This window comes from Streptomyces sp. NPDC028907 (assembly GCF_055564995.1).
The window spans coordinates 306,876-329,578 of sequence record NZ_JBVHVE010000010.1; the positions used below are offsets into that span (position 1 = coordinate 306,876).

Annotated in this window: 18 protein-coding genes; 14 read left to right on the top strand and 4 right to left on the bottom strand. The window is 70.2% G+C overall.

The features are described 5' to 3' along the window. The first annotated feature begins 54 nt into the window (after positions 1–54). The 12 genes from ACZ4UU_RS29715 (at position 55) to ACZ4UU_RS29770 (ending at position 13,135) form a co-directional block, all read left to right on the top strand. Positions 55–1,161 carry an extracellular solute-binding protein gene (locus tag ACZ4UU_RS29715; protein WP_471906441.1) on the top strand — a complete coding sequence of 369 codons (1,107 nt, stop codon included), beginning with the start codon at positions 55–57 and terminating at the stop codon, positions 1,159–1,161. Continuing rightward, the gene (locus tag ACZ4UU_RS29720; RefSeq protein ID WP_471906442.1) at positions 1,154–2,293 is read left to right on the top strand and encodes an ABC transporter ATP-binding protein; all 1,140 of its coding nucleotides are present in this window, start codon (positions 1,154–1,156) and stop codon (positions 2,291–2,293) included. The genes ACZ4UU_RS29715 and ACZ4UU_RS29720 overlap by 8 nt, the downstream gene beginning before the upstream one ends. Positions 2,294–2,296: 3 nt before the next feature. Beyond that, positions 2,297–3,193 (top strand): ABC transporter permease, encoded by an 897-nt coding sequence (locus ACZ4UU_RS29725; protein WP_471906443.1) that lies wholly within the window; start codon positions 2,297–2,299, stop codon positions 3,191–3,193. Next, entirely contained in the window at positions 3,190–4,056 is an 867-nt protein-coding gene (locus tag ACZ4UU_RS29730) for an ABC transporter permease (protein WP_471906444.1), read from the top strand. Before ACZ4UU_RS29725 ends, ACZ4UU_RS29730 begins: the two co-directional genes overlap by 4 nt. After that, positions 4,053–5,435 carry an aminotransferase class III-fold pyridoxal phosphate-dependent enzyme gene (locus ACZ4UU_RS29735; protein ID WP_471906445.1) on the top strand — a complete coding sequence of 461 codons (1,383 nt, stop codon included), beginning with the start codon at positions 4,053–4,055 and terminating at the stop codon, positions 5,433–5,435. Before ACZ4UU_RS29730 ends, ACZ4UU_RS29735 begins: the two co-directional genes overlap by 4 nt. Positions 5,436–5,458: 23 nt before the next feature. Next, a complete protein-coding gene (locus ACZ4UU_RS29740) occupies positions 5,459–6,412 on the top strand; it encodes a succinylglutamate desuccinylase/aspartoacylase family protein (protein ID WP_471906446.1) in 954 nt (317 codons plus the stop codon). Then, positions 6,409–7,869 carry an aldehyde dehydrogenase family protein gene (locus ACZ4UU_RS29745; RefSeq protein WP_471906447.1) on the top strand — a complete coding sequence of 487 codons (1,461 nt, stop codon included), beginning with the start codon at positions 6,409–6,411 and terminating at the stop codon, positions 7,867–7,869. The genes ACZ4UU_RS29740 and ACZ4UU_RS29745 overlap by 4 nt, the downstream gene beginning before the upstream one ends. Further along, a complete protein-coding gene (locus tag ACZ4UU_RS29750; protein ID WP_471906448.1) occupies positions 7,866–8,804 on the top strand; it encodes an aldo/keto reductase in 939 nt (312 codons plus the stop codon). The genes ACZ4UU_RS29745 and ACZ4UU_RS29750 overlap by 4 nt, the downstream gene beginning before the upstream one ends. Positions 8,805–8,850: 46 nt before the next feature. Then, entirely contained in the window at positions 8,851–9,516 is a 666-nt protein-coding gene (locus ACZ4UU_RS29755) for a haloacid dehalogenase type II (protein WP_471906449.1), read from the top strand. A gap of 50 nt (positions 9,517–9,566) precedes the next feature. Then, positions 9,567–10,850, top strand: a complete 1,284-nt coding sequence (locus tag ACZ4UU_RS29760) for an NAD(P)/FAD-dependent oxidoreductase (protein ID WP_471906450.1) — start codon at positions 9,567–9,569, stop codon at positions 10,848–10,850. A gap of 91 nt (positions 10,851–10,941) precedes the next feature. Continuing rightward, positions 10,942–12,351, top strand: a complete 1,410-nt coding sequence (aspA, locus tag ACZ4UU_RS29765; RefSeq protein WP_471906451.1) for an aspartate ammonia-lyase — start codon at positions 10,942–10,944, stop codon at positions 12,349–12,351. A gap of 49 nt (positions 12,352–12,400) precedes the next feature. Continuing rightward, complete coding sequence (locus ACZ4UU_RS29770; RefSeq protein WP_471906452.1) at positions 12,401–13,135, top strand: SDR family NAD(P)-dependent oxidoreductase; 735 nt, start codon at positions 12,401–12,403, stop codon at positions 13,133–13,135. A 53-nt stretch (positions 13,136–13,188) separates the two neighbouring features. On the opposite strand, the gene ACZ4UU_RS29775 is transcribed toward ACZ4UU_RS29770, so the two are convergent. After that, on the bottom strand, positions 13,189–15,885 hold the full coding sequence (locus ACZ4UU_RS29775) for a SpoIIE family protein phosphatase (RefSeq protein ID WP_471906453.1): 2,697 nt from the start codon (positions 15,883–15,885) through the stop codon (positions 13,189–13,191). Between the two features lie 224 nt (positions 15,886–16,109). Next, a complete protein-coding gene (locus ACZ4UU_RS29780) occupies positions 16,110–17,207 on the bottom strand; it encodes an ABC transporter substrate-binding protein (RefSeq protein WP_471906454.1) in 1,098 nt (365 codons plus the stop codon). A 300-nt stretch (positions 17,208–17,507) separates the two neighbouring features. On the opposite strand from ACZ4UU_RS29780, the gene ACZ4UU_RS29785 reads away from it, so the two are divergent. Continuing rightward, positions 17,508–19,031 carry an ABC transporter substrate-binding protein gene (locus ACZ4UU_RS29785; RefSeq protein ID WP_471906455.1) on the top strand — a complete coding sequence of 508 codons (1,524 nt, stop codon included), beginning with the start codon at positions 17,508–17,510 and terminating at the stop codon, positions 19,029–19,031. Positions 19,032–19,037: 6 nt separating this feature from the next. Then, complete coding sequence (locus tag ACZ4UU_RS29790; RefSeq protein ID WP_471906456.1) at positions 19,038–20,813, top strand: ABC transporter permease subunit; 1,776 nt, start codon at positions 19,038–19,040, stop codon at positions 20,811–20,813. 657 nt (positions 20,814–21,470) lie between these two features. On the opposite strand, the gene ACZ4UU_RS29795 is transcribed toward ACZ4UU_RS29790, so the two are convergent. Both ACZ4UU_RS29795 and ACZ4UU_RS29800 read right to left on the bottom strand, forming a co-directional pair. Further along, entirely contained in the window at positions 21,471–21,938 is a 468-nt protein-coding gene (locus tag ACZ4UU_RS29795; protein WP_471906457.1) for an NUDIX hydrolase, read from the bottom strand. A 254-nt stretch (positions 21,939–22,192) separates the two neighbouring features. Further along, positions 22,193–22,648, bottom strand: coding sequence for a MarR family winged helix-turn-helix transcriptional regulator (locus ACZ4UU_RS29800; RefSeq protein WP_471906458.1), 456 nt, complete (start codon positions 22,646–22,648; stop codon positions 22,193–22,195). Between the last annotated feature and the right edge of the window lie 55 nt (positions 22,649–22,703).

Here is a 22,703-nt window from a genome sequence, read left to right on the forward strand (position 1 = left end):
TTTCCACGTCCCCAGCCGCCCCTTCCTAGGGCCAGTACCACCAGGAGGCACCAAATGAAAGATGCCCGAATAGACCGCAGACTGTTCCTGCGAGGAATAGGCGGGGTCACGGCGGGTGTCGCCGCCGCGACCGCCCTCTCCGCCTGCGGCACCGGCACCAGCCGGTCCGGCGCCGGCAGTGGTGGCAAGGGCGGGAAGACGGTGGTCGTCCGCGACAGCGGCGGTTCCTACGGTGCGGCTCTGCAGAAGGCGATCTACACGCCGTTCACGCAGGAGACCGGCATCGGCGTCAAGGTGCTGAACCTGGATGACGCCCCGTTGCTGGCGCAGATCAAGCAGGGCCGCCCGCAGTGCGACCTCATCAACAACTCGATGATGTCGCACACGAAGTACGTCCAGCAGGACGCCCTGGAGGCACTGGACCTCGACCGGATCAAGAGCCTTAAGAGCGCGAAGATCCCGGAGAACCAGATCACCGAGCATGCCGTCGGCAACAGTTTCTACGGCGCCTGTATGGCATACCGCACGGATGCCTTCGGGGGCAGGAAGCCGCAGTCGTGGGAGGACTTCTGGGACACCGAGGCGTTCCAGGGCGGCCGTTCGATGTGCAACCCGGACGGTGACCTGCCGGAGCTGGAGTTCGCGCTGCTGGCCGACGGTGTGCCGATGGACAAGCTGTATCCGCTGGATGTGGACCGCGCCTTCAACGTGCTGACGCGGCTGCGGGGTGACATCAAGAAGTTCTGGGACAGCGGCCCGCTCCCTGGCGTGCTCCTCAGCCGCCAGGAGGTCACGATGTCCACCGTGTGGGACGGCCGGATCGCGGACCTGCAGAAGCAGGGTGTCCCGGTCGAGCGCCAGCTCAACGGCATGCGCCGCCAGTTCCAGGGTTACGCCATCGCCAAGGGTGCGGCCAACGCGGACGCCGCCTACCAGTTGATGGACTTCTCGTTGCGGGCGGAGAGCCAGGCCGCCCTGGCGAAGGCCTTCCCGTCGAACCCGTCCTCGCCGCTGGCTTACGCGAAGCTCAGCGAGGACGAGCGCAACGGGCTCGCGGGTGCGCCGCAGTACTACGACAAGGGTTTCGACACGGACATCGACTGGTGGCTGAAGAACGAATCGGCCGTCACCAAGCGCTGGTTGGAGTGGGCTCGTGGCTGAATTCGGTATCGCCGCACCGTCGGTGAAGGCGGTCGGCAACAAGCCGGCCACCGCGACCGGCAAAGCACTGTCGGTGGTGGCCCTGCGCAAGACGTACGGGGGCGTGGTCGCTGTCGACGAGGCGTCCATGGAGATCGCGGCGGGTGAGTTCGTCACCTTCCTGGGCTCCTCGGGGTCGGGCAAGACCACGACGCTGATGATGATCGCCGGGTTCTGCGAACCGGACTCCGGCACCATCACCGTCGGGGACCGCGACGTCACCCGGCTCGCCCCGCAGAAGCGGGGCCTGGGGTTCGTCTTCCAGCAGTATCTGCTCTTCCCGCACATGACCGTCGCCGAGAACGTCGCGTTCCCGCTCACCCTGCGCGGCGTGAGCAAGGACGAGATCCGCCGCCGGGTCGGGGAGACCCTGGAGATCGCGGGCCTGTCCGGTTTCGGCGGCCGCAAACCGCGCGAGCTGTCCGGTGGTCAGCAGCAGCGGGTCGCCCTGTGCCGGGCGCTGGTCTACCGTCCGCCGGTCATCCTCATGGACGAGCCGCTGGGCGCCCTGGACAAGAAGCTGCGTGACCAGCTGCAGGTCGAGATCAAGAGCATTCAGCAGGAACTGGGCCTGACCGTCATCTATGTGACGCATGATCAGGAAGAGGCGCTGGTCATGTCGGACCGCATCGCGGTGATGCGCAACGGCCTGATCGAGCAGTTCGACACCCCGAGGGAGCTGTTCGAACGGCCGAAGACCCCCTTCGTCGCCGACTTCCTCGGCGCGGCCAACTTCCTGCCCGGCCGCATCGAGCAGCACACCGACGAGCACACCCTGGTCCGCCTCGATGCCAGCGGTGGTCTGATCAAGGCGCGCCGCCATCAGCTGCCCTCCGGCGCCTCCGTGAAGGTGGCTGTGCAGCCGGGTCGGCTGCGGGCCTGCGCCAGTGATGACGGGTTCTGTACCGGCACGGTCGAGACCGCCACCTACGTCGGCACCCTGGTCCGCGCCGGGGTTCGCATCGACGGCGGTGACGCGCCGCTGCTGCGCCTGGAGGTACCCGCGGGCCGCGGCCCGGTCGCCGGCGAGCGGGTCGGGATCACCACCGACCCGGACGACGTCAACCTCTTCGCCGACGAACAGGCAGGGTGAGCCATGGCCGCCACCCTCACCGCCAACACTCCTGCCCGCCCCCGCAAGCTCCTGGCCTCGCGCCGGACGCGGGTCGGGATCCTGTACGCGCTGCCGGTCGTCATCTACCTGCTGGTGCTGTTCGTCTACCCGATCTTCTCCACGCTGCTGCTCAGCCTGAAGGACGCCGACGGCTCCTTCACCCTGCACTGGTACGCCGAAGCCCTGACCGGCGTCAACCTCTCGGTGCTGTTCACGACGCTGCGGATCTCCGCCGAAACGGCCGCGCTGAGCCTCGTCTTCGGGTTCCTCCTGGCCCAGGCGATCACCCGGCTCAAGCCCATCTGGGCGGGTCTGGCGATGCTGATCGTCGTGGTCCCGCACTTCATCAGCGCTCTGGTGCGTACCTACGGCTGGATCATCATGCTCGGCGACAAGGGCCTGGTGAACGAGACCCTGACCGCCATGTCGGTACCCGGAGCGCCGTTCCAGCTGCTCTACAACGAACTCGGCGTGGTCATCGGCACCACCTCCATGATGCTGCCCTACACCGTGCTGCTGCTCTACGGAGTGATGCGCGGGGTCGACCGCCGCCTGCTCGCGGCCGCCTCCAGCATGGGCGCGGGCCGGGTGACCATCTTCCGCCGCATCTACCTGCCCCTGGTCGCCCCCGGACTGGCCAGCGCCGGACTGCTCAGCTTCATCCTCTCGCTGGGCTACTACATCACCCCGGCCCTGATGGGCGGACCCAACCAGACCATGATCGCCACCCTCATCAACCAACAGGTCACCAAGGAGAACCAGTGGAACGGCGCCGCCGCCCAGGGCGTCATCCTGCTGGTCCTCACCCTGGCCGGACTGCTGCTGGTCAAGGCCGTGACCTCGCTGGGCGCCAGCCGTAAGAAGAGGAGCGCCACATGATGGAGCTGCGCAAGTCCCTCGCCGGACGGATCGCCCTCACGGCCGTGGCCACCGTGATCCTGCTCTTCCTCGCGCTGCCGATCGTCGTCATCCTCGTCACCTCCTTCAGCAACAACGCCTTCGCCTCCTTCCCTCCCGAGGCATGGACGCTGAACTGGTACAAGGCTCTGTTCGCCGACGGCAGCAAATGGCCCGCCGCGCTCTCCCTGAGCGCCCTGGTCGCCGCCCTGAGCACCGTCTTCTCCCTCATCATCGGCGTCACCGCGGCGACCGCCCTGGTCCGCAGCGAACTCCCCCTGCGCTCAGCGGTCTTCGCCCTCGTTCTCGGCCCCCTCGTCATCCCCCAGATCGTCACCGCACTCGGCCTGTTCCTCCTCTTCGAACCGGCCGCGATGCTGGGCAGCCCGATCGCCATCGCCCTCGGACACACCGTGCTGGCCTCGCCGATCGCGGTGCTGATCCTCATCGCCACCCTGCGCGGCATCGACGAGCGGCTGGAGGACGCCGCCGCCAGCATGGGCGCCGGCCGCCTCACCATCGCCCGGAAGATCACCTTCCCCCTCGCCGCCCCCGGCATGATCGCCGCCGCGATCTTCTCCTTCATCACCAGCTTCGACGAGTTCTACATCTCCCAGTTCCTCTCCTCCGTCGACACCGTCACCCTGCCCGTGCGGGTCTACAACTCCCTCACCTTCGAGATCGACCCCAGCGTGACCGCCGTCAGCGCACTCCTGACCGCCTTCGCCGTCCTCGCCCTCGGACTCGTCGCCCTCGTGCGCTGGCTCGGCTCCGGACGGCAGGACTCCCTGCTCTCGGTCGAGAACACGGTCGGAGTCGCCAACCCCGGAGGCGAGGCCGTATGACCACCGACGCGGCTCAGCTGACCGCCGCCACCGCCCAGCGGCACCTGCTGCTGAACATGACCGCCAACGGCTCGCTCGGCCCGGAGGGCGAGGACCTCCTCCTCGTCCGCCGCGGCGAGGGCCCGTACGTCGACGACGCGGACGGCAACCGCTACATCGACGGTCTGTCAGGGCTGTACTGCTGCCAGCTCGGCTACTCCTACGGCCCCGAGTTCGCCGAAGCAGCCGAACGGCAGCTGCGCGAGCTGTGCTACAGCCCACTGTGGACCGGCTCCGCGCATCCCTCGGCCATCGAACTCGCCGAGCGGCTGTCCCGGATCGCCCCCGTCGACATCGAGCACACCTTCTTCTCGAGCGGCGGCGCCGAAGCAGTCGAGACCGCCTGGAAGATAGCCCGCCGCTACCACGCCCTGCGCGGCGAGCCGGGCCGCACCAAGGCGATCGCCCGGCGCGGCGCCTACCACGGCCTGACCATCGGCACCCTGTCGTTCAACGACGACCCCGGCCTCACGGAGCCGTACGGCCCACCGGCGATCGACACCCGGTTCGTGTCCAACACCAACCGCCTCGGCCTCGCACCGGAGTTCGCGGACGACGAGGTGTACACGGCATGGCTGCTCGCCGAGTTGGAGGCGGCGATCCTGACCGAGGGCCCGGAGACCGTCGCGATGCTCATCGCCGAGCCGGTGCAGAACCGAGGCGGCTGCATCACCCCGCCCGAGGGCTACTGGCAGGGGTTGCGGGCGCTGGCCGACCGGTACGGCTTCCTGCTCGTCGCCGACGAGGTCATCACGGCCTTCGGCCGGATCGGGGAATGGTTCGGCGGGGACCGCTACGGCGCCCGCCCGGACATGGTCACCGTCGCCAAGGGCATCACCGCGGGCTACGCCCCCCTGGGCGCGACCCTGGTCGGCACCAAGGTCACCGAGGTCATCAACCGGCCCGGTGAGGTCCTCAACCACGGCTACACCTTCGCCGGGCACCCGCTGAGCACGGCCATCGCCCTGCGCAACCTGGAGATCATGGAGCGGGACCGCGTCCTGGACAACGTCCGCGGTCTGCAGGGCGACCTGGCGAGGCGCATGGCGGCGCTCACGGACCTGCCGATCGTCGGCGACGTCCGTGGCACCGGGTTCTTCTACACCTGCGAACTCACCGGTGACCTCGACGACGGCGGCTTCAGCACCAAGGCCCGAGCCGCTCTGATCGGCGACCTGATCCCGCGCCGACTGCGCGAGGCCGGACTGCTGGCCCGCGTCTACAACCGTTCCGCGCCGCTGGTCCAGATCGCGCCCCCGCTGATCAGCGACCGCGCCGTCCTCGACCGTATCGCCGCGATCATCGCGGGCACCCTCGCCGAGGCGTCGGCCCGTATCTGATCCACGTATTGGGAAGGAACCACATGTACTCCATCGGTCCGCTGACCGTCGCCCCCGGCGAGCGCGCCCAGGGCCTGATCCCGGTCGGCACCAGCAGCTACGGCGTGGAGCTCGGCATTCCGCTGATCGTCGTCAACGGCGCCCATGACGGCCCGGTCCTGTGTGTGGACGCGGGCGTGCACGGCGACGAGTACGACGGCCAGGAGGCCATCCGCCGTGTGCTCGCCGACATCGACCCGGCCACCCTGCGCGGCACGGTCGTGGGCATCCCCTGCCTGAACACCCCGGCGTTCGAGGCGGCCGCCCGCGCCAGCGGCATCGACCACCTCAACCTCAACCGCATCTTCCCCGGCGACGCGGAGGGCTCGTACTCGCAGCGTCTGGCGGCCACCTTCGTCGAGCAGGTCGTCCCCGTCGTCGACGCGGTGGTAGACCTGCACACCGGTGGCGCCTACGGCGAGATCGCCCCGCTGGTCATCCTGCAGGGCGGTTACGAGGACCTGGCGACCGATCTGGCGCTGGCTGCCGGGCACGAGCTGGTCTGGAAGGGCGGCAAGTGGGGCGGCACGGTCCGCCACCCCGTCCTCGAGGCCGGCAAGCCCGCCATCACCATCGAGTGCGGCGGCGCCACGTACCGCGAGGCCAACGTCGAGCACCACATGAAGTCGATCCGCAACATCCTGCGCAGCCTCGGCCTGATCGACGGCGCGGCGGAGCTGCGGGACACCTACACGACGGTATCCGGCACGTTCGCCCGCTCCGCCGCCGGCGGCTTCTTCGTCGCCCGCGCCGAGCCGGGGGAGACCTGCAAGGAAGGCGATCTGATCGCCACCATCACCGACCACTACGGCAACACGCTGGAAGAGGTCAGCGCGCCACAGGACGGCATCGTGCTCTGGGTCCGCCGGATCCGCACGGTCCGACCGGGCGACGAGGTCGTCATCTTCGGCGAGGTACTGGGGGAGATCCAGCCATGAGCGGCGAACTGCAGCTGACCGAGCTGCTGATCGACGGCAAGCAGGTCCCGGCCGCCGACGGACGCTCCTTCACCGTCCTCGACCCGTCGAACGACACGGCCATCGCCCAGGTGGCGCTGGCCGGCAAGGCTGACGTGGACCAGGCGGTGGCCGCCGCGCGCGCCGCCTTCACCGCTCCCGAGTGGGCCGGGATGCGTGCCGCCGACCGGGGGCGCATCCTCTACCGGATCGCGGAGGCCATCCGCTACCAGGGCGAACGGCTGGCCCGCCTGGAGAGCCAGGATGTCGGCAAGCCGCTTCGCCAGGCGAAGGCCGATGTCGAGGCGGCGGCCCGCTACTTCGAGTTCTACGCGGGCGTCGCCGACAAGCTCGGCGGCACCACGATCCCCCTCGGGCCAGGCCTGCTCGACTACACCGTCCGCGAGCCGATCGGCGTCTCCGGCCACATCATCCCGTTCAACTACCCGCTCCAGAACACCGCGCGGGGCTCCGCCCCGGCGCTGGCCGCGGGTTGCACGGTGGTGCTCAAGCCTTCACCCGAGGCGCCGCTCACCCCGCTGGAGATCGGCAGGATCGCCCTGGAGTGCGGTCTTCCGCCGGGCGTCCTGAACGTCGTCCCCGGCGACGGCGAGACCGGCGCGGCCCTCGCCGGCCACCCGGACATCGACCAGGTCACCTTCACGGGCTCGGTGCCGACCGGTATCAAGGTCGCCCAGGCCGCCGCTGCCAACGTGGTGCCCTCCGTCACCGAACTGGGCGGCAAGTCGCCGGTCGTCGTCTTCGCGGACGCCGACTTCGACCTGGCGCTCGGCGCGGTAGCCGCCTCCGCGTTCGGCAACGCCGGGCAGACCTGTTCCGCCGGCACCCGGCTGCTCCTCCAGCGCGGCGCCGAGGAGTTCCTGGACAAGCTCGTCGCGCACGCCGCCTCCCTCAGCATCGGGCCCGGTCTCAGCGACCCGGACGTCGGCCCCCTCGTCGCCGCACGGCAGCGGGACCGGGTCCTCGGCTACCTGGAACTGGCCCGGGAGGAAGGCGCCGTGGCACGGGCCGGCGGAGGCGCCCCCGCCGACCCCGCCCTGGCCGACGGCTACTACGTCCAGCCGACCGTCCTCACCGGACTGGACAACCAGGCCCGGTGCGCCCGCGAGGAGATCTTCGGCCCCGTCGTCACGGTCATCGAGTTCGACGACGCGGCCGAGGCCCTGGAGATCGCCAACGACAGCCCGTACGGCCTCGCCTCGTACGTGTGGACCCGCGACATCGACAAGGCGATGCGTATGGCCGAGGGCATCCGGGCCGGCCAGGTCTACGTCAACGCCACCGGCGTCGGCACCGGTGTCGAGCTCCCCTTCGGGGGCTACAAGCACAGCGGCTGGGGCCGGGAGAAGGGTCTCGAAGGCCTGAACAGCTACCTGCAGACCAAGAACGTCTGCATCGGATTCGGGAACCGGTCATGAGATACCGCACGCTCGGAGAGCGCGGCCCGGCCGTCTCGGCGGTCGGCGTCGGCGGCAACAACTTCGGCGCCCGCCTCGACGAGGACGGCACGAAGGCCGTCGTCCACGCCGCCCTCGACGCCGGGATCACCCTGTTCGACACCGCCGACATGTACGGCGGGTCCGGCGAACGGGGCGGCTCCCGCGGCGACGGCGAACGGCTCCTCGGGGCCGCGCTCAAGGGCAGTCGCGACCACGTGGTGCTGGCCACCAAGTTCGGCATGGAGATGGGCCGGGACGCCGACCTGTACGGTCCGCGCGGATCGCGCGCCTACATCCGGTACGCGGTCGAGGCATCGCTGACCCGGCTCGGCACCGACCGGATCGACCTGTACCAGTACCACGAGCCGGACGGCGTCACGCCGTTGGAGGAGACGGTCGCCGCGCTCCAGGAACTGGTGGACGAGGGCAAGATCAGGTACGTCGGCTGCTCCAACCTCCCGGCCGAGCACCTCACCGACGCCTTCGTCTCCACCCAGGCCCGCTACCACCTGCTCGACCGCGGCGTGGAGCAGGACCTGATCCCGGCCTGCCTGCGCCACGGCGTCGGTCTGCTGCCGTACTACCCGCTGGCCAACGGCCTGCTCAGCGGCAAGTACCGGCGCGGCGAGGAGCCCCCGCCCGGCAGCCGGCTGTCCTGGCGGCAGGGCTGGCTCACCGACGCGGCCCTGGACAGGGTCGAGGCGCTCACCACATACGGCGCCGAGCGCGGCCTGACCCTCCTCCAGGTCGCGGTCGGCGCACTGGCGGCCCTGCCCGCCGTCGGCTCCGTGATCTGCGGAGCCATGACCCCCGAGCAGGTCACCGCCAACGCGGCGGCGGCCGACTGGGTACCGAGCCCGGCCGACCTGGCCGTGCTCGACGCGATCGTCACCCCCGGCGAACGCGTCGTCTGAAGCCCCCACCCCCTCTGAAAACCGCGAGAGACCAAGGCTGGACACCATGCGAGAGATCGTCACCTTCGACGCCTATGCGACCCTGATCAACTTCGAGCTCGGTCCCACGACCCTGAAGGTCCTGGAGGACCGGCTGGATCTGGACAACCTGGATGTCGACGAGTTCCTCGACGACTTCCGCGTCATGCGCTTCCAGGCCGTCCTGGAGGCGTACCGCCCGTACCACGAGGTCCTGCACTCCAGCCTGCGCAACGCGATGCGCCTGCACGGCCTGGAGTACCGCGAGACCGACGGCGAGGCCCTCGTGGACGCCGTCCCCACCTTCGGCCCCTTCCCGGAGGTCCCGGAGGCCCTGCGGAAGCTGAAGACCAAGTACGAGATCGCCATCATCTCCAACTCCGATGACAACCTGATCGCGCGGAACGTCAAGAACATCGGCGTCGAGTTCGACTACGTCATCACCGCCCAGCAGGCCGGTGCCTACAAGCCGGACCGCCAGACCTTCAAGCACGCCTTCCGGACCATGGGCGTCGAAGCGTCACAGGTCATCCACGTCGCCCAGGGCTGGGAGTACGACCACATCCCGACCCGCGACCTCGGCCTGAAGCGCCGGGTGTGGATCAACCGCTACGGCCGCAAGGGCAGCGCCGACTACCAGCCGTACGACGAGCTGCCCGACCTGTCGGGCCTGCCGAAGCTCCTCGGCTGCTGACCCACGGCGCACCGGCGACACAGGACTGAGAAGGACAGAGGACGCACGCCATGAAGCAGATCCCCTACTGGCTGGACACAGCCCCCGCCCTGCCCGACCGTTCCGGCAAGGACCTGCCCGACGAGGCGGACGTGGTGGTGATCGGCGGCGGCCTCACAGGGCTGTCCACCGCCTACCACGCCGCCCGCAAGGGCGCCCGGACCGTCCTCGTCGAGAAGGACAAGGTCGGCTCGGGCGCCTCCGGGCGCAACGGCAGCATGTGCACCCAGGGCATCACCATCAGCCCCGCGGAAGCCCGCAAGCGCTATGGGCAGGAGCGGGCCCGTGAGCTCTACGACGCCTTCCGCGACGCGGTCGACCTCGTCGAGGAGCTCACCCGAACCGAGAACATCGACTGCGACTTCAACCGCTCCGGGCGGCTCGGCGCGGTCTGCAAGCCCGGCCACTTCGACGGCCTGCGGGCCAAGCAGCGCGACCTGGCCGACAACTTCGGCCACGAGACGATCGTCCTGAGCAAGAGCGAACTCCGGGCCGAGCTCGGCTCGGACTACTACCACGGCGCCCTGCTCGACCCGGACAGCGCGGGCCTGCACGTGGGCAAGTTCGTCGGCGGCCTGGCGGACGCCGCCGAGCGGGCCGGCGCCGACATCCACGAGCGCAACGCCGCCACCGGCCTCACCCGTCTACCTGGCGGCGGCTTCCTGGTGGAGACCATGCACGGCACCATCCGTGCCAAGCAGGTCATGGCGGCGACGGACGCCTACACCGACCAGTCGATGCCATGGTTCCGCAAGCGGCTGATCAACGTCGGCAGCTTCATCATCGTCACCGAACCCCTGGGGGAGGCACGCGCCAAGGAGCTCATCCCGAACGGCCGCCTGCTGGTCGCCCACAAGAACGTCGGCCACTATGTCCGCCTCACCCCGGACAACCGCCTCGCCTTCGGCGGCCGGGCCCGCTTCGCTCCCTCCAACCCGGCCTCCGACATCAAGAGCGGTGACATCCTCAAGCGGGAGATGACCGAGATCTTCCCGCAGCTGGCGGGGGTGCGCATCGATTACGTCTGGGGCGGCATGGTCGGCTTCTCCTGGGACCGCATCCCGCACGCGGGCGAGGTCAACGGCCTGTATTACTCCATGGGTTACTGCGGCCACGGCGTCCAGATGGCCACCTACATGGGCCGCGCGGTCGCCGAGATGATGGACGGCAAGCCCGAGGCCAATCCGATGCGCGGCCTCGGCTTCCCGAAGGTGCCCGTCCCCTTCTACAACGGCACCGCCTGGTTCCTGCCGTTCGGCGGAGCCTATTACAAGGCGAAGGATCGCCTGCTCTGAGCAGGTCCGACACCGGTGACACCGCGGGGGCCTTCCGCGCAGCGTCGCGGAAGGCCCCCCACCATGCCTCCCGAGAGAGGGCCCCAGCCCCATGACCGCCGTCACCCGCATTGAGCACGATCTGCTGGGTGATCGGAACGTTCCCGTCGATGCCTACTGGGGTGTTCACACCCTGCGGGCCACGGAGAACTTCCCGATCACCGGGACGCCGATCTCCGCCTACCCGCACCTGATCGACGCCCTGGCCGCTGTGAAGGAGGCCGCCGCTCTGGCCAACGAGGAGCTCGGTCTGCTGGACCCGAAGAAGGCTGCCGCGATCGTCGCCGCGTGCCGTGAGATCCGGTCCGGCAGGCTGCACGACCAGTTCGTGGTCGACGTGATCCAGGGCGGCGCCGGCACGTCGACGAACATGAATGCCAACGAGGTGGTCGCCAACCGGGCGTTGGAGTTGCTGGGCCATGAGAAGGGCCAGTACGCGTACCTGCACCCCAACGAGGACGTCAATCTCGGGCAGTCGACGAACGATGTCTACCCGACGGCGGTGAAGGTCGCGACGGTGTTCGCGGTGCGCGGTCTGCTCAAGGCGATGTCCGTGCTGCAGGACTCCTTCGCCCGCAAGGCGGTCGAGTTCCGTGATGTGCTCAAGATGGGCCGTACGCAGTTGCAGGACGCGGTGCCGATGACCCTCGGCCAGGAGTTCTCCGCGTACGCCGTCATGATCGATGAGGACCGGTCCCGGCTGGCGGAGGCGGTGGAGTTGATCCATGAGATCAACCTGGGCGCCACGGCCATCGGTACGGGGCTGAACGCGCCCGCCGGGTATGCCGAGTCGGCCCGCCGCCACCTCGCCGAGATCACCGGGCTCCAGCTGGTCACCGCCGCCAACCTGGTCGAGGCGACCCAGGACTGCGGGGCGTTCGTCCAGATGTCCGGCGTGCTCAAGCGGATCGCCGTGAAGCTGTCCAAGAGCTGCAACGACCTGCGGCTGCTGTCGTCCGGGCCGCGCGCGGGCCTGGGTGAGATCAACCTGCCGCCGGTGCAGGCCGGTTCGTCGATCATGCCCGGCAAGGTCAACCCGGTCATTCCCGAGGTCGTCAACCAGGTCGCCTTCGAGGTGATCGGCAACGACGTCGCCATCACCATGGCCGCCGAGGCCGGACAGCTCCAGCTCAACGCCTTCGAGCCGATCATCCTGCACAGCCTCTCGGAGTCGATCACCCATCTGCGGGCCGCTTGTCTGACCCTGGCCGAGCGCTGCGTGGACGGCATCACCGCCAACACCGAGGCGCTGCGCCGAAGCGTGGAGAACTCCATCGGCCTGGTGACCGCCCTGAATCCGCACATCGGGTACACGGCGGCCACCGACATCGCCAAGGAGGCCCTCGTCAGCGGCCGGGGCGTGGCCGAACTCGTCCTGGAGAAGGGCCTGTTGCCCGCCGACACGCTCACCGACCTGCTCCGCCCGGAGATCGTCGCGGGCAGCGGCCAGGTAGTGCCCTGACGGCCGCCGGCACCCGTACCGGCCCGCTCGCGACCGAAGAGGAACGTATATGAGACTGCAAGGCGTGAACGCCGTGATCACCGGAGCATCGAGCGGCATCGGTCAGGCGGTGGCCTCCCACTTCCGCCGCGAGGGCGCCAACCTGCTGCTCACCGGACGGCGACCCGAGCTGCCCGAGAGCCACGCGGACGACCGCTACCTCCCGGGCGACCTCAACGACGAGGCATTCGTCTCCGAACTCGCCGCCAGAGCGGCGGATCACTTCGGGGACGTGGGAGTGGTCGTCCTCTGCCATGGACTTCAGAAGTCCGGCCCGCTCTCGGAGACGACCGCCGATGACGCACGCGACCTGCTCCACAGCAACCTCCTGAGCGCCTTCCTGGTCATGAAGCACCTGATGCCGCTGGCTCCCCGGTCCGGAGGGTCGATGGTGTGCGTCAGCTCTCGCCTCGGGATGGTGGGCATGCCCAACCAGACCTTGTACTCCGCCGCCAAGGGTGGCCTCATCGCGCTCGCCCGCGGCGCCGCCGTCGAGTGGGCGCCCCGCGGCATCCGAGTCAATGTGGTGGCGCCCGGTCTGACCATGACGCCGATCATCGAGGCCTCGTTCCAGCGACGCCCCGACCCTGATGCCTACCGGCGCGTCAGAGAGGACTCCATCCCGCTCCGCAGGCTCGCCACACCCGAGGAGGTCGCCGACGCGGTTCTCTTCCTCGCCTGTCCGGAGTCCTCGTATGTCACCGGTGCCGTCCTGCCCGTGGACGGAGGCTACACGGCGTTCTGAGCCCCGAGGCGCGGGCGCCGGTCATGCCAGGTCCTGACCGCGCGTCACGGCGATCACCAGTCCGCGTCGCTCCATTGGTCCAGCAGCGCTTCGGCCATGTCCGCGTCGGGTTCGGCCGACGTGCTGTGGAGCGACTGCTCGGTCCAGATGACCTTGCCGCGGGGCAGGTAGCGGGTGCCCCAGCGCTGCGTGAACTGGGCGACGAGGAACAGGCCCCGCCCGCCCTCGTCGGTGTCGGCCGCCCGGCGCAGATGTGGTGAGGTGCTGCTGCCGTCGGCGACCTCACAGATCAGGCTGGTGCCGTCCCGGAGGACCCGCAGCCGTCTCGGCTCGGCGCCGTAGCGGATGGTGTTGGTGACCAGTTCGCTGATCACGAGTTCGGTTGCGAAGGCGAGTTCCTCCAGCCCCCATTCCGTCAGGCGGCGGGCGACATCGGCTCGGATCCCGGCGACGGCGGCCGGATCTGCGGGCACCTCCCAGTCGGCGACCTGGGAGGGGTCCAGCAGGCGGGTCCGGGCGACGACCAGGGCGATGTCGTCGCTCGGACGGGCCGGCAACAGGGCGTCGAGGACTGCCTGGCACGTTTCGTCCGGGGTCCGGCCGGAGCCTGCCAGGGCCTCGCGCAGCATGTCGAGACCGGTGTCGATGTCCCGGTTGCGGTCCTCGACGAGACCGTCGGTGTACAGGACCAGCTGGGAGCCCTCGGGCAGGGTGACTTCGGCGCTCTCGAAGGGCAGGCCGCCGCCCAGCCCCAGCGGTGGGGAGACAGGCACCTGCACCTGCTCGACCGTGCCGTCCGGGTGTACCAGGGCCGGTTCCGGGTGCCCGGACCTGGCAAGCGAGCACCGCCCGGCCACCGGGTCGTAGACGACGTACAGGCAGGTCGCTCCCGTGATTCCGCCGCTGTCGTTCCGCCCGTCGTCGTCCCCTTCGCTGTCGACCCGGGTGACCAACTCGTCCAGATGCCTGATCAACTCCTCCGGTGGGAGATCGAGGGACGAGAAGGTGCGCACCGCGGTGCGCAGCCGGCCCATGGTGGCCGCGGCGTGCAGGCCGTGGCCGACGACGTCGCCCACGACCAGCGCGACCCGGGCCCCGGGCAGCGGAATGACGTCGAACCAGTCGCCGCCCACGCCGGCCCGGGCGGGCAGATAGCGGTGGGCGACCTCGACGGCGGACTGGTCGGGCACGGATCGTGGCAGCAGACTGCGCTGCAGGGTGACGGCGAGGGCGTGCTCGCGGGTGTAGCGGCGGGCGTTGTCGATGGCCACCGCGGCACGGGCGGCGAGCTCCTCGGCGAAGGCCAGGTCCTCTTCTCCGAAGGCGTCCTGCTCCACACGCCAGAAGTTGACCATCCCCAGCACCACGCCGCGGGCTTGCAGCGGCACGGTGATCAGGGAATGGATACCGGCATCCAGGATGCGCCGGGCGCGTTCGGGGGCCTGGGTCCGCCAGCCGTGCGAGGCGGCCAGGTCGGAGACCATGACGGGCCGGCCGTGCTGGACACTGACGGCGGTGGGGTTGCCGGGCAGGAAGCGGATGAGCTCGCCCAGCGGGTAGAGCGGCCAGGCCCCCTTCACCCCGTGTACCGCCGTGCGGCGCATCTCAGGGCTTGGCCCGACCGGTTCGTCACCCTCCAGGACCGGATCCTGAAGGTCGACCGTGACGACCTCGGCGAATCGGGGGACCGCCACGGCGGCCAGTTCCTCGGCGGTGCGCTTCACGTCCAGCGTGGTGCCGATGCGCACTCCCGCTTCGTACAGCAGGCGGAGCCGTTCTCCGGTCACCGCTGCCCGGCCCGCCAGGGCCTGCAACTCCGTGGTGTCGCGCAGCGTGGCCACACTGCCACGCTGGCCGCCGTGCCCGTCGACGGGCCGGATGTTGAGCGCGAGCAGTCGGTCACCGGCCAGATGGATCTCGTCAGTGACGGTCCGGCCCGAGCGGAGCAGCTCCGTGGTCCCCGCTTCCAGGCCCAGTTCCGTGACGCGGCGCTGCTCGGCGTCCGCGGGCAGCTCCAGCAGCCGCCGTGCCTCGTCGTTGGCCAGCAGAAGCCGTCCGTCGCCGCCGACGATCAGGACCCCCTCCCGTACCGCGTGCAGCACCGCGTCGTGGTGCTCGTACATCCGGGTCATCTCGGCCGGGTCCAGACCGTGGGTCTGGCGACGCAGACGTCGCGACACCAGCGCGGTACCGGCCGTGACCAAGGCCAGTGCGCCGCCGACGGAACCGAGCAGGAGCGGCATCTGGTGCCGCACGACGGCGTTCACGCTCTTGACCGTGACCCCGACCGACACAAAGCCGACGATCCGCTCCCCGCCGGTGTCGAAGACCGGAACTGTGGATTCCACAGCCAGGCCGAGGCTGCCTTCGAAATCCTGGGTGAAGGGCCGGCCGGCAGCCGCCCCCTCGCGCAGGCCGAAGACATGTTCCCCGATCAGTCTCGGGTCCGGGTGGGTCCAGCGGTATCCCCGCGGATCGATCGCGACGACGAAGTCGACGCCCGTCAGCTCGCGTGTCTCCTCGGCCCGGGGTTGCAGTACGGCGGTCGGGTCGGCCGACTTCATCGCTTCAACCGTCCCGGGGGCACGCGCGAAGGTCTGGGCGACCCCCAGTGAGAGCCCGCGGGCCTCCTGCGTGCTCGTGTACCGGGCTTGCAGGACCAGCGCCACGCCCGCCGCGGCGGCGAACAGGGCGACCAGCACCAACTGCCAGAGGAACACCTGCCCTGCCACGCTGCGCGCGTTCAGCACGGAACGCGCCCGGGGCCCCGGCGACGGGGCAGCGGGTTCCCGGAGTCGATCCCCGCGCCCGCGTGGCGCGGAGGGGGACCCCGCACGAGGGTGCCGACCGCCGAAGAGACCGGACAACCGATCAGTGACGCTTTTCCTCTTCACGGGACGTTCCTCCGGCGCGGCGCACGGGGCGGTGGCTTCGGGAGGGCGAGGTCACGCGGGCCGGGCCCGCTCCCGCCGTGTCAGGGCCGCGCCCATGCCTGCCAGCGCTTGGTCACGGCTTCGATGTTCTTCACCCACCAGTCGACGTCGAGGTCGAAACCGGTGTAAAGGTGCTCCGGGGAGCTGGCCAGGTCCGCGGCCTCTCTGGGCAGGTACCTGTAGGCGGCGGGTACGACCGGGCCCACGGGATAGGCCTTGGCGAAACCGGACTGCACCTCGGGGCGCAGGGCGAAGTCGATGAGCCGGTAGGCGGCGTCGACGTTACGTGCGCCCTTGGGGATGCCGAAGCCGCTGCTCTGACGGCGGGCGCCGTTCCACTGGTACGCCAGCGGTGCGCCCTGCTTGATGAGCGCGTTCGGGCGGCCGTGCCAGACGCTGGAGAGCAGGACCTCTCCGCGTTCCAGCAGGTCACCCGGCGTGGCGCCGTCGGCCCAGAATTCCCTTACGTCGTCCCTCACGGCGTCGAGGACACGGAAGGCGCGGTCGACGTCGAGGGGATAGAGCCGGTCGAGGGTGACGCCGTCGGCGAGGAGGGCGAACTCCAGCTCCGGCGGGCCCGCGTCCGGGCTCTGCAGGGCCCGGCCGCCCGGAAACGCGCCCGTGTCCCAGAAGTCGGCCCATGACCGGGGCGCTCTGCCGTCGAACCGGTCGGTTCGGTAGGCCATGACGCTGGCCCAGTAGTTCTTGCCGATGCCGTGGGAGGCGAGCAGCGAGTCGGCGATGCCCGCGTTCCTGGCGTTCTCCAGCCGGTCGTAGTCGAGCTCCAGCGTGGCGCCGGCCCTCTTGAAACGAGCCAGCGCGCTCATGTCGATGTCGATGAGGTCGAACTGCGGCCGGCCCTCCTTGATCTGCGCGAGCATCTGCGCGTACCGGGGGATGTTGACCACATCGACCTTGATACCGGTCTCTTTGCTGAACGGCTCGTAGACCGCCTTGCGGTTTGCTTCGCCGTAGGCGCCGCCGATGTCGCGGACGACGAGCGTCTTGCTGCTCCTGGGGGCGTCGCCGCTGTTTCGGGCACGGTCGCCGCATGCGGTGGTGGAAGTGGCGGCGATGCCTGCCGCGGCTCCGCCGATGGCGCGCAGGAATGCCCTGCGGCCGATCCTGACGTCCGTCACCGTCTGCCTCCCGCGAAGCCGGGTTGCGGTGCCCACCGACGGGGCTGTTCACGGGGGCGCCGCCAAGGCTTTGGTGCAGGGGCGGAAGCCGGATCATGGGCCAGCCGGGTCGAGGGTGAGCCCGGTCACGTCATGGTAAAGCCATCCGTCGAGGATGGCGTGATCTGTACCCCGATCTCATTCGTTGAGAATTCACTTACCGAGGTAGATCAAGTTAGGCTTGCCTTATATGCTGGCCAGGTTCCCCTCGCCCCTCTGGCGTGCAGGGATCCACACACCCTCTCGCATGACAGGACACCCATGCGCACGACCTCCCGCGGTCTCCTCTTGACGCTTGCTCTCACCCCGCTGCTGGCCGGATGTTTCGTGGCCGGCGAACAGGGCTCCGGTTCGGGCAGGGAAGGCGGGTCGGCCGGGCGGCTGAGGATCGCGCTCGCGGTGCCGCCGGTGCAGGCGCTGTCGCCGTACAGCAACGACGCCACCGTGCTGAGCAAGCTCTCCGTGGCCGAAGGGCTCACCGCTCTGGACAAGAACGGCGCCGCCGCGCCCGCGCTGGCGAAGTCCTGGAAGCAGGTCGGCCCCACCACCTGGACCTTCGAGTTGCGCAAGGCCACCTTCCAGGACGGTACGCCGGTCACCGCCGAGTCCGTGGTCAACGCCCTCGACCACGCGGACGCCGCCGAGCCCAAGCCCCGCGTCCTCAGCGATGTCGCCCTCACCGCGCAGGCCGACGACGCCGACACCGTCACGATCAGCACCAAGGCCGCCGACCCGGTGCTTCCGCTGCGCCTGGCCAGCCCGGCGCTGGCCATCCTCTCCGGCAAGGCGTACGGCAAGGACGGCACCGTCAGCCCGGTCGGCACCGGGACGGGCCCCTTCGAGATCACACAGCTCACCGGGAAGTCCAAGGCCGCCCTCGACCGTTACGACGGCTACTGGGGCGGCAAGGCCAAGGCTTCCGGCATCGACGTGACCTGGATAGCCGACGGCACCGCCCGCGCCAACGCCCTGCGCGGCGGCGACGTCGACATCGCCGAGTGGATCCCCACCGCCCAGGCGAAGCTGCTGGACGCGAAAACCCGTCACGAGGTGCCGTCCGTACGGACCGACAGCCTTGTCCTCAACACGGGCAGCGGCCTGTTCACCGACCCGGCGCTGCGCGCGGCCGCCCGCGAGGCCGTCGACGGCTCGGCACTCGTCGACTCGGTCTTCGGAGGGTACGCCGACCCCGCGCAGGGCCTGTTCGGGCCCGCCGTGCCCTGGGCGGCAGGCAAGCGCGTCGAGGTCACCGGCCGTGCCAAGGCCGCGACCACAGCACAGGTCAAGGCCGAGACGAAGGGCAAGACCCTGCGCCTGGCCACCTACACCAACCGCGCGGAACTGCCCGAGGCCGCCACCGTCCTGCAACAGCAGTTGGAGAAGGCCGGGTTCACCGTGCGGCAGGACGTACGCGAGTACACGCAGATGGAGTCCGACCTCCTCGCCGGCAAGTACGACGCCCTCGTCTTCTCCCGGGTCACCCTCCTCGACACCGGCGACGCGGTCGCGTACCTGGCGAGCGACTACACGAGCGACGGTGTGTACAACATCGCCCGTCTGAAGGACGCCAAGGTGGACCAGGCCATCAAGTCCGCGGCCGAGGAAGGCGACACGACGAAGCGAGAGCAGAAGATCATGGCCGCCGAGGCGCAGATCCTGCGCACCGACGCCGTGGTGCCGCTGGTCCACGAGAAGGTCGTCCAGGGCATCGCCACCGATGTCGAGGGCGTGCTCCTCGACCCGCGCGAGCGCTCCCTGATCGACGTCGACACCCACCTGAAGTAGCGGCCGATGAGCTTCACGTCGGTCGGCACCGAGGCCGACCCCTCCCGGTGGCGCGCCGGCCTCGGCCGCCTCGCCGCCGGGACCGCGCTGCTGACGGCCGTCGCCATGCTGCCCTGGCTGTCCGGCAACGACCCCGCGCTGACCGTCCTGCGGGCCCGTTCCGCCGACCAGGATCCGACTCCGGAGCAGCTGGCCGCTGTTCGGGAGCAACTGGGGCTGGACGAGGGGCCGTTCGCACACCTCGCCCACTGGCTGGGCGGGCTGCCGCGAGGCGACGCGGGCACCTCCTGGGTGTCGGGCGAGGCCGTGCTGCCTCAGGTGACGGGCGCCTTCGCGGTCTCCCTCACGCTGATGCTCGGGGCCCTCGTGGTCACGATCGCGGTCGCCGCGCTGGTCAGCACCCGCACCCTGTACCTCGGCTCCCGGCGGCGGCTGCACCGGGGGAAAGCGGCCGTCGGGGTCGCCGTCCTCGCCGCGCTGCCCAAGTTCCTGCTCGCCGCGCTCCTCGCCACCGTGTGCGGGGTGTGGCTGGGCTGGTTCCCGTCCAGCGGGTGGGAGGGACCTGCGTCGATGGTGCTGCCCGCGCTCGCTCTCGGCCTCCCGTCCGGGGCGGTGATCGGCGGTCTGCTCGACCAGGCGCTGCCCGCCGCCTTCAACGAGCCGTGGGCCAGGACCTGGTACGCCTATGGCTTCGCGCCCGGCCGCGTCGCCCGGCACGCGCTGCGCCGCGCGCTGGCCGGGGTGCTCCCGCAACTCCTGCCGACCGTGGTGAGCCTGGTCGGGGGTGCCGTCGCGGTGGAGAAGATCTTCAACATTCCGGGGCTCGGCCGCCTCGCCCTGGACGCCGCCACCGCCCAGGACCTGCCACCCCTGCAGACCGCGACTCTTGCCCTCATCCTGCTCGGCGTCGTCGCCGGCCTCCTCATCCGGGCCCTGCGACGCGTGCTGCTGGGCCCGGCCCTGCGGGACGGCGCCCTCCCCGCGGTGCACGCACCGGCTGCTTTCCGAGGGCGATTCACCCGCTGGGCCGCCGTGGCCTGTGCCCTCGCCCTGCTCGCGCTGGTCACCGCCGGACTGCTCCGCGATCCCCTCCATGTGGACACCGCGGCCCGACTGCTCCCGCCCTCGGCCGCACACCCGTTGGGTACGGACGCACTCGGCCGCGATCTGCTGGCCCGGCTGGGCCACGGCGCGCTGCGCACGGTGGGCGTGGCCCTCGTGGTCACCGTGGTGTGCACGCTCACCGGACTGGTGCTCGGCATGGCGGCGCAGGTCGGCGCGGGGCTCACGGAAGTGGTGTCGACGATGCCGGCGGTCCTCGCCGGACTGCTGACCACCGCGGTGACCGGGCCGTCGGCCTGGGGTGCCGCACTGGCGGTATGCCTGGTCGGCTGGACCCCCTACGCCGCCCAGGCCGCGGCCCTGCTCGAACAGGAGCGGGCCAGCGGCCACATGCTCGCGTCCATCTCCTTCGGCGCCGGCCCCGGCTACCTGCTCCGCTACCACCTGCTGCCCGCCGTGCTGCCCGGCGTCGTGCGCAACGCCCTCCTGCGTCTGCCCACCACCGTCCTCGTCCTGGCCTCCCTCGGCTTTCTCGGCCTGGGCGAGCAACCGCCCACCGCCGAATGGGGCCGCCTGCTCTCGGAGAACCAGCCGTACGTCGAGCTGGCGCCCTGGACCGTGCTCGGCCCGGCCTGCGCCCTGGTCCTGCTCTCCGTCCTCGCCCTGAACGGCACGGACGCCGTGACCGCGCGCGGCCCCGCGTCCGTCCGGAAGCGTTGACGCCCGCGGCGGTCACCGCCACTGCTGCCCAACAACAGCTGTCTCCGGTACGGTGCCGGCCGCCACCGCAGTAGCCACCGGGGGCATACGCGCGTACATCCCTGTCGACGTCAACCGTGACGGTGCGGTCGATGTCACCGGGGATTGCGATGTCGAGGGCAAGACGACATGGAGCAGCGGCCGGGGTGCGATCTTCCTGCCGAACCTCGGTGACAGGCAGCGGCGTTGCAAGACGAGGACGCCGGACGGGCCGCCCCGCTGTCCAACGCTCGGCTCGAGGCGTGCAACAACGTCAAGGGCCCTGTCGTACGGGTGCCCGGGTACCTGGCGCAGCTGCGTGCAAGGCCCATCCCGGTGATGCCTCGGACGCCGTCACCGGCACATCAACGCCCTCTGACGATCCCGACGACGTACGGCTCCTACGGCGGCGCCCGTCGTCGGTCGGCTTGTGCGGGACCGTGTCGGGCGACGGGGAGCGGTCCGGAATACGTCCGCTCACGCCACCCGTGCTCGCGCCCCACCGAGAACGGTCATGCCCAATGAGACGCTTGTCCCGCCGGATCGCAGCGAAGAGCTCCGTCCGCTAAAGAGGGCACGTCGCAGACCTGGTTGATCGCCCGCCGACGAACGTTGCCGGGGAGGCAGTTCGGTGATGCCTCAGTGCTGGATCAGGCCGCCGACCGGAACTGGAGCGACGTGACCGGTTGCCGGAAGGTCGTGTGCCAGGGCGAGACCGATGTCAACCAGCGATGACCGGCGCAGGCCGGTGACATCGGAGATCGCAGTCCAGACCGACTCGGCGATTTCGCCGTTCGGCTCAGGCCGGAGCTGGCCGCCGGTGATACGGACCTGGTAGAAGATGCCGACATTCTGGTGCTCGACTCCGCCACGGGCGACGGCCGCAGGGATCACACGTGAGTCCACACCCAGCAGGCGATCCACCACCGCGTCGCAGCCGGTCTCCTCGGCGACCTCCCGGATCACCGCATCGAACGGATCCTCCCCCTGCTCGACCTTGCCGCCCGGAAGAGTCCAGCTACTCCCGCCCTCCGGTGGCACATGACGGGCGATCAGCACCCGCCCGTCCTCGATGCACACGGCGTACGCCGCCAACCGGAAACTCATCCCCACACCCCCCCGGCTCCTATCCAACGTCCAAGACCCGCCATACTACGTTCGGTCCCTGAGGACTCCGTGCGGCGGGGGAGGTCGAGGCCGGGTGATGGCTTCGACCGACGGCGGGGTGGGCGGGCTGCGCACCCACCTGGTCCAGGGCCCAGCCGATGACTGGGCCCAAAGGGCTACTCGGGCAGGCGCGGTGGTGCCGCCCCACACCACACGACTCCACCCCAGACGACCAACCCGCTGCACCGAAGTCTTCAGACTCGGCGCGCCCGCCCGACGGACTCCAGCACCGCAGTCAGAAAACGACGCACCGTCGCCAACTCGTCCGGCTCGAAGCCTTCCGCGGCCACCACCACCTCGCCGATCACCGGCCCGAAGAAGGCCCACCCGAGTTCCGTGGCCTTCTCCTCCACCTCCAGCAGCACGCGTCGCCGGTCTGCCGTGTCCCTGCTGCGCCGTACCAGGCCGAGCCGCTCCAGCCGATCCACCAGGGCAGTGGTCCCGGCGGAGTTCAGTCGTAGCTGCTCGCCGAGCCACCCGGGCGTGGCCCGCGTACCGGCGCGTGCCGCGTCCAGCAGGTGGATCAGCGCGCGCACATCGGTGGGATGCAGCCCGTGGCGCGCGGCGAACTCGGCGCCGAGCAGGTCGAATTCCACGGTGACTGCCCGCAGCAGGTGAACCAGTCCCATCGCCGGGCTCTGATCGTCCATCGCACACTCCTCGACATGGCGTAATATCTCGCTCACCGAGATTATCGCCTGGCGA

Excerpts from the sequence above, each read along its gene's own strand:
- ACZ4UU_RS29715 (WP_471906441.1), top strand. The coding sequence starts at position 55 with ATGAAAGATGCCCGAATAGACCGCAGACTGTTCCTGCGAGGAATAGGC.
- ACZ4UU_RS29725 (WP_471906443.1), top strand. The coding sequence starts at position 2,297 with ATGGCCGCCACCCTCACCGCCAACACTCCTGCCCGCCCCCGCAAGCTC.
- ACZ4UU_RS29730 (WP_471906444.1), top strand. The coding sequence starts at position 3,190 with ATGATGGAGCTGCGCAAGTCCCTCGCCGGACGGATCGCCCTCACGGCC.
- ACZ4UU_RS29735 (WP_471906445.1), top strand. The coding sequence starts at position 4,053 with ATGACCACCGACGCGGCTCAGCTGACCGCCGCCACCGCCCAGCGGCAC.
- ACZ4UU_RS29740 (WP_471906446.1), top strand. The coding sequence starts at position 5,459 with ATGTACTCCATCGGTCCGCTGACCGTCGCCCCCGGCGAGCGCGCCCAG.
- ACZ4UU_RS29745 (WP_471906447.1), top strand. The coding sequence starts at position 6,409 with ATGAGCGGCGAACTGCAGCTGACCGAGCTGCTGATCGACGGCAAGCAG.
- ACZ4UU_RS29750 (WP_471906448.1), top strand. The coding sequence starts at position 7,866 with ATGAGATACCGCACGCTCGGAGAGCGCGGCCCGGCCGTCTCGGCGGTC.
- ACZ4UU_RS29755 (WP_471906449.1), top strand. The coding sequence starts at position 8,851 with ATGCGAGAGATCGTCACCTTCGACGCCTATGCGACCCTGATCAACTTC.
- ACZ4UU_RS29760 (WP_471906450.1), top strand. The coding sequence starts at position 9,567 with ATGAAGCAGATCCCCTACTGGCTGGACACAGCCCCCGCCCTGCCCGAC.
- aspA (WP_471906451.1), top strand. The coding sequence starts at position 10,942 with ATGACCGCCGTCACCCGCATTGAGCACGATCTGCTGGGTGATCGGAAC.
- ACZ4UU_RS29770 (WP_471906452.1), top strand. The coding sequence starts at position 12,401 with ATGAGACTGCAAGGCGTGAACGCCGTGATCACCGGAGCATCGAGCGGC.
- ACZ4UU_RS29785 (WP_471906455.1), top strand. The coding sequence starts at position 17,508 with ATGCGCACGACCTCCCGCGGTCTCCTCTTGACGCTTGCTCTCACCCCG.
- ACZ4UU_RS29790 (WP_471906456.1), top strand. The coding sequence starts at position 19,038 with ATGAGCTTCACGTCGGTCGGCACCGAGGCCGACCCCTCCCGGTGGCGC.
- ACZ4UU_RS29795 (WP_471906457.1), bottom strand. The coding sequence starts at position 21,938 with ATGAGTTTCCGGTTGGCGGCGTACGCCGTGTGCATCGAGGACGGGCGG.
- ACZ4UU_RS29800 (WP_471906458.1), bottom strand. The coding sequence starts at position 22,648 with ATGGACGATCAGAGCCCGGCGATGGGACTGGTTCACCTGCTGCGGGCA.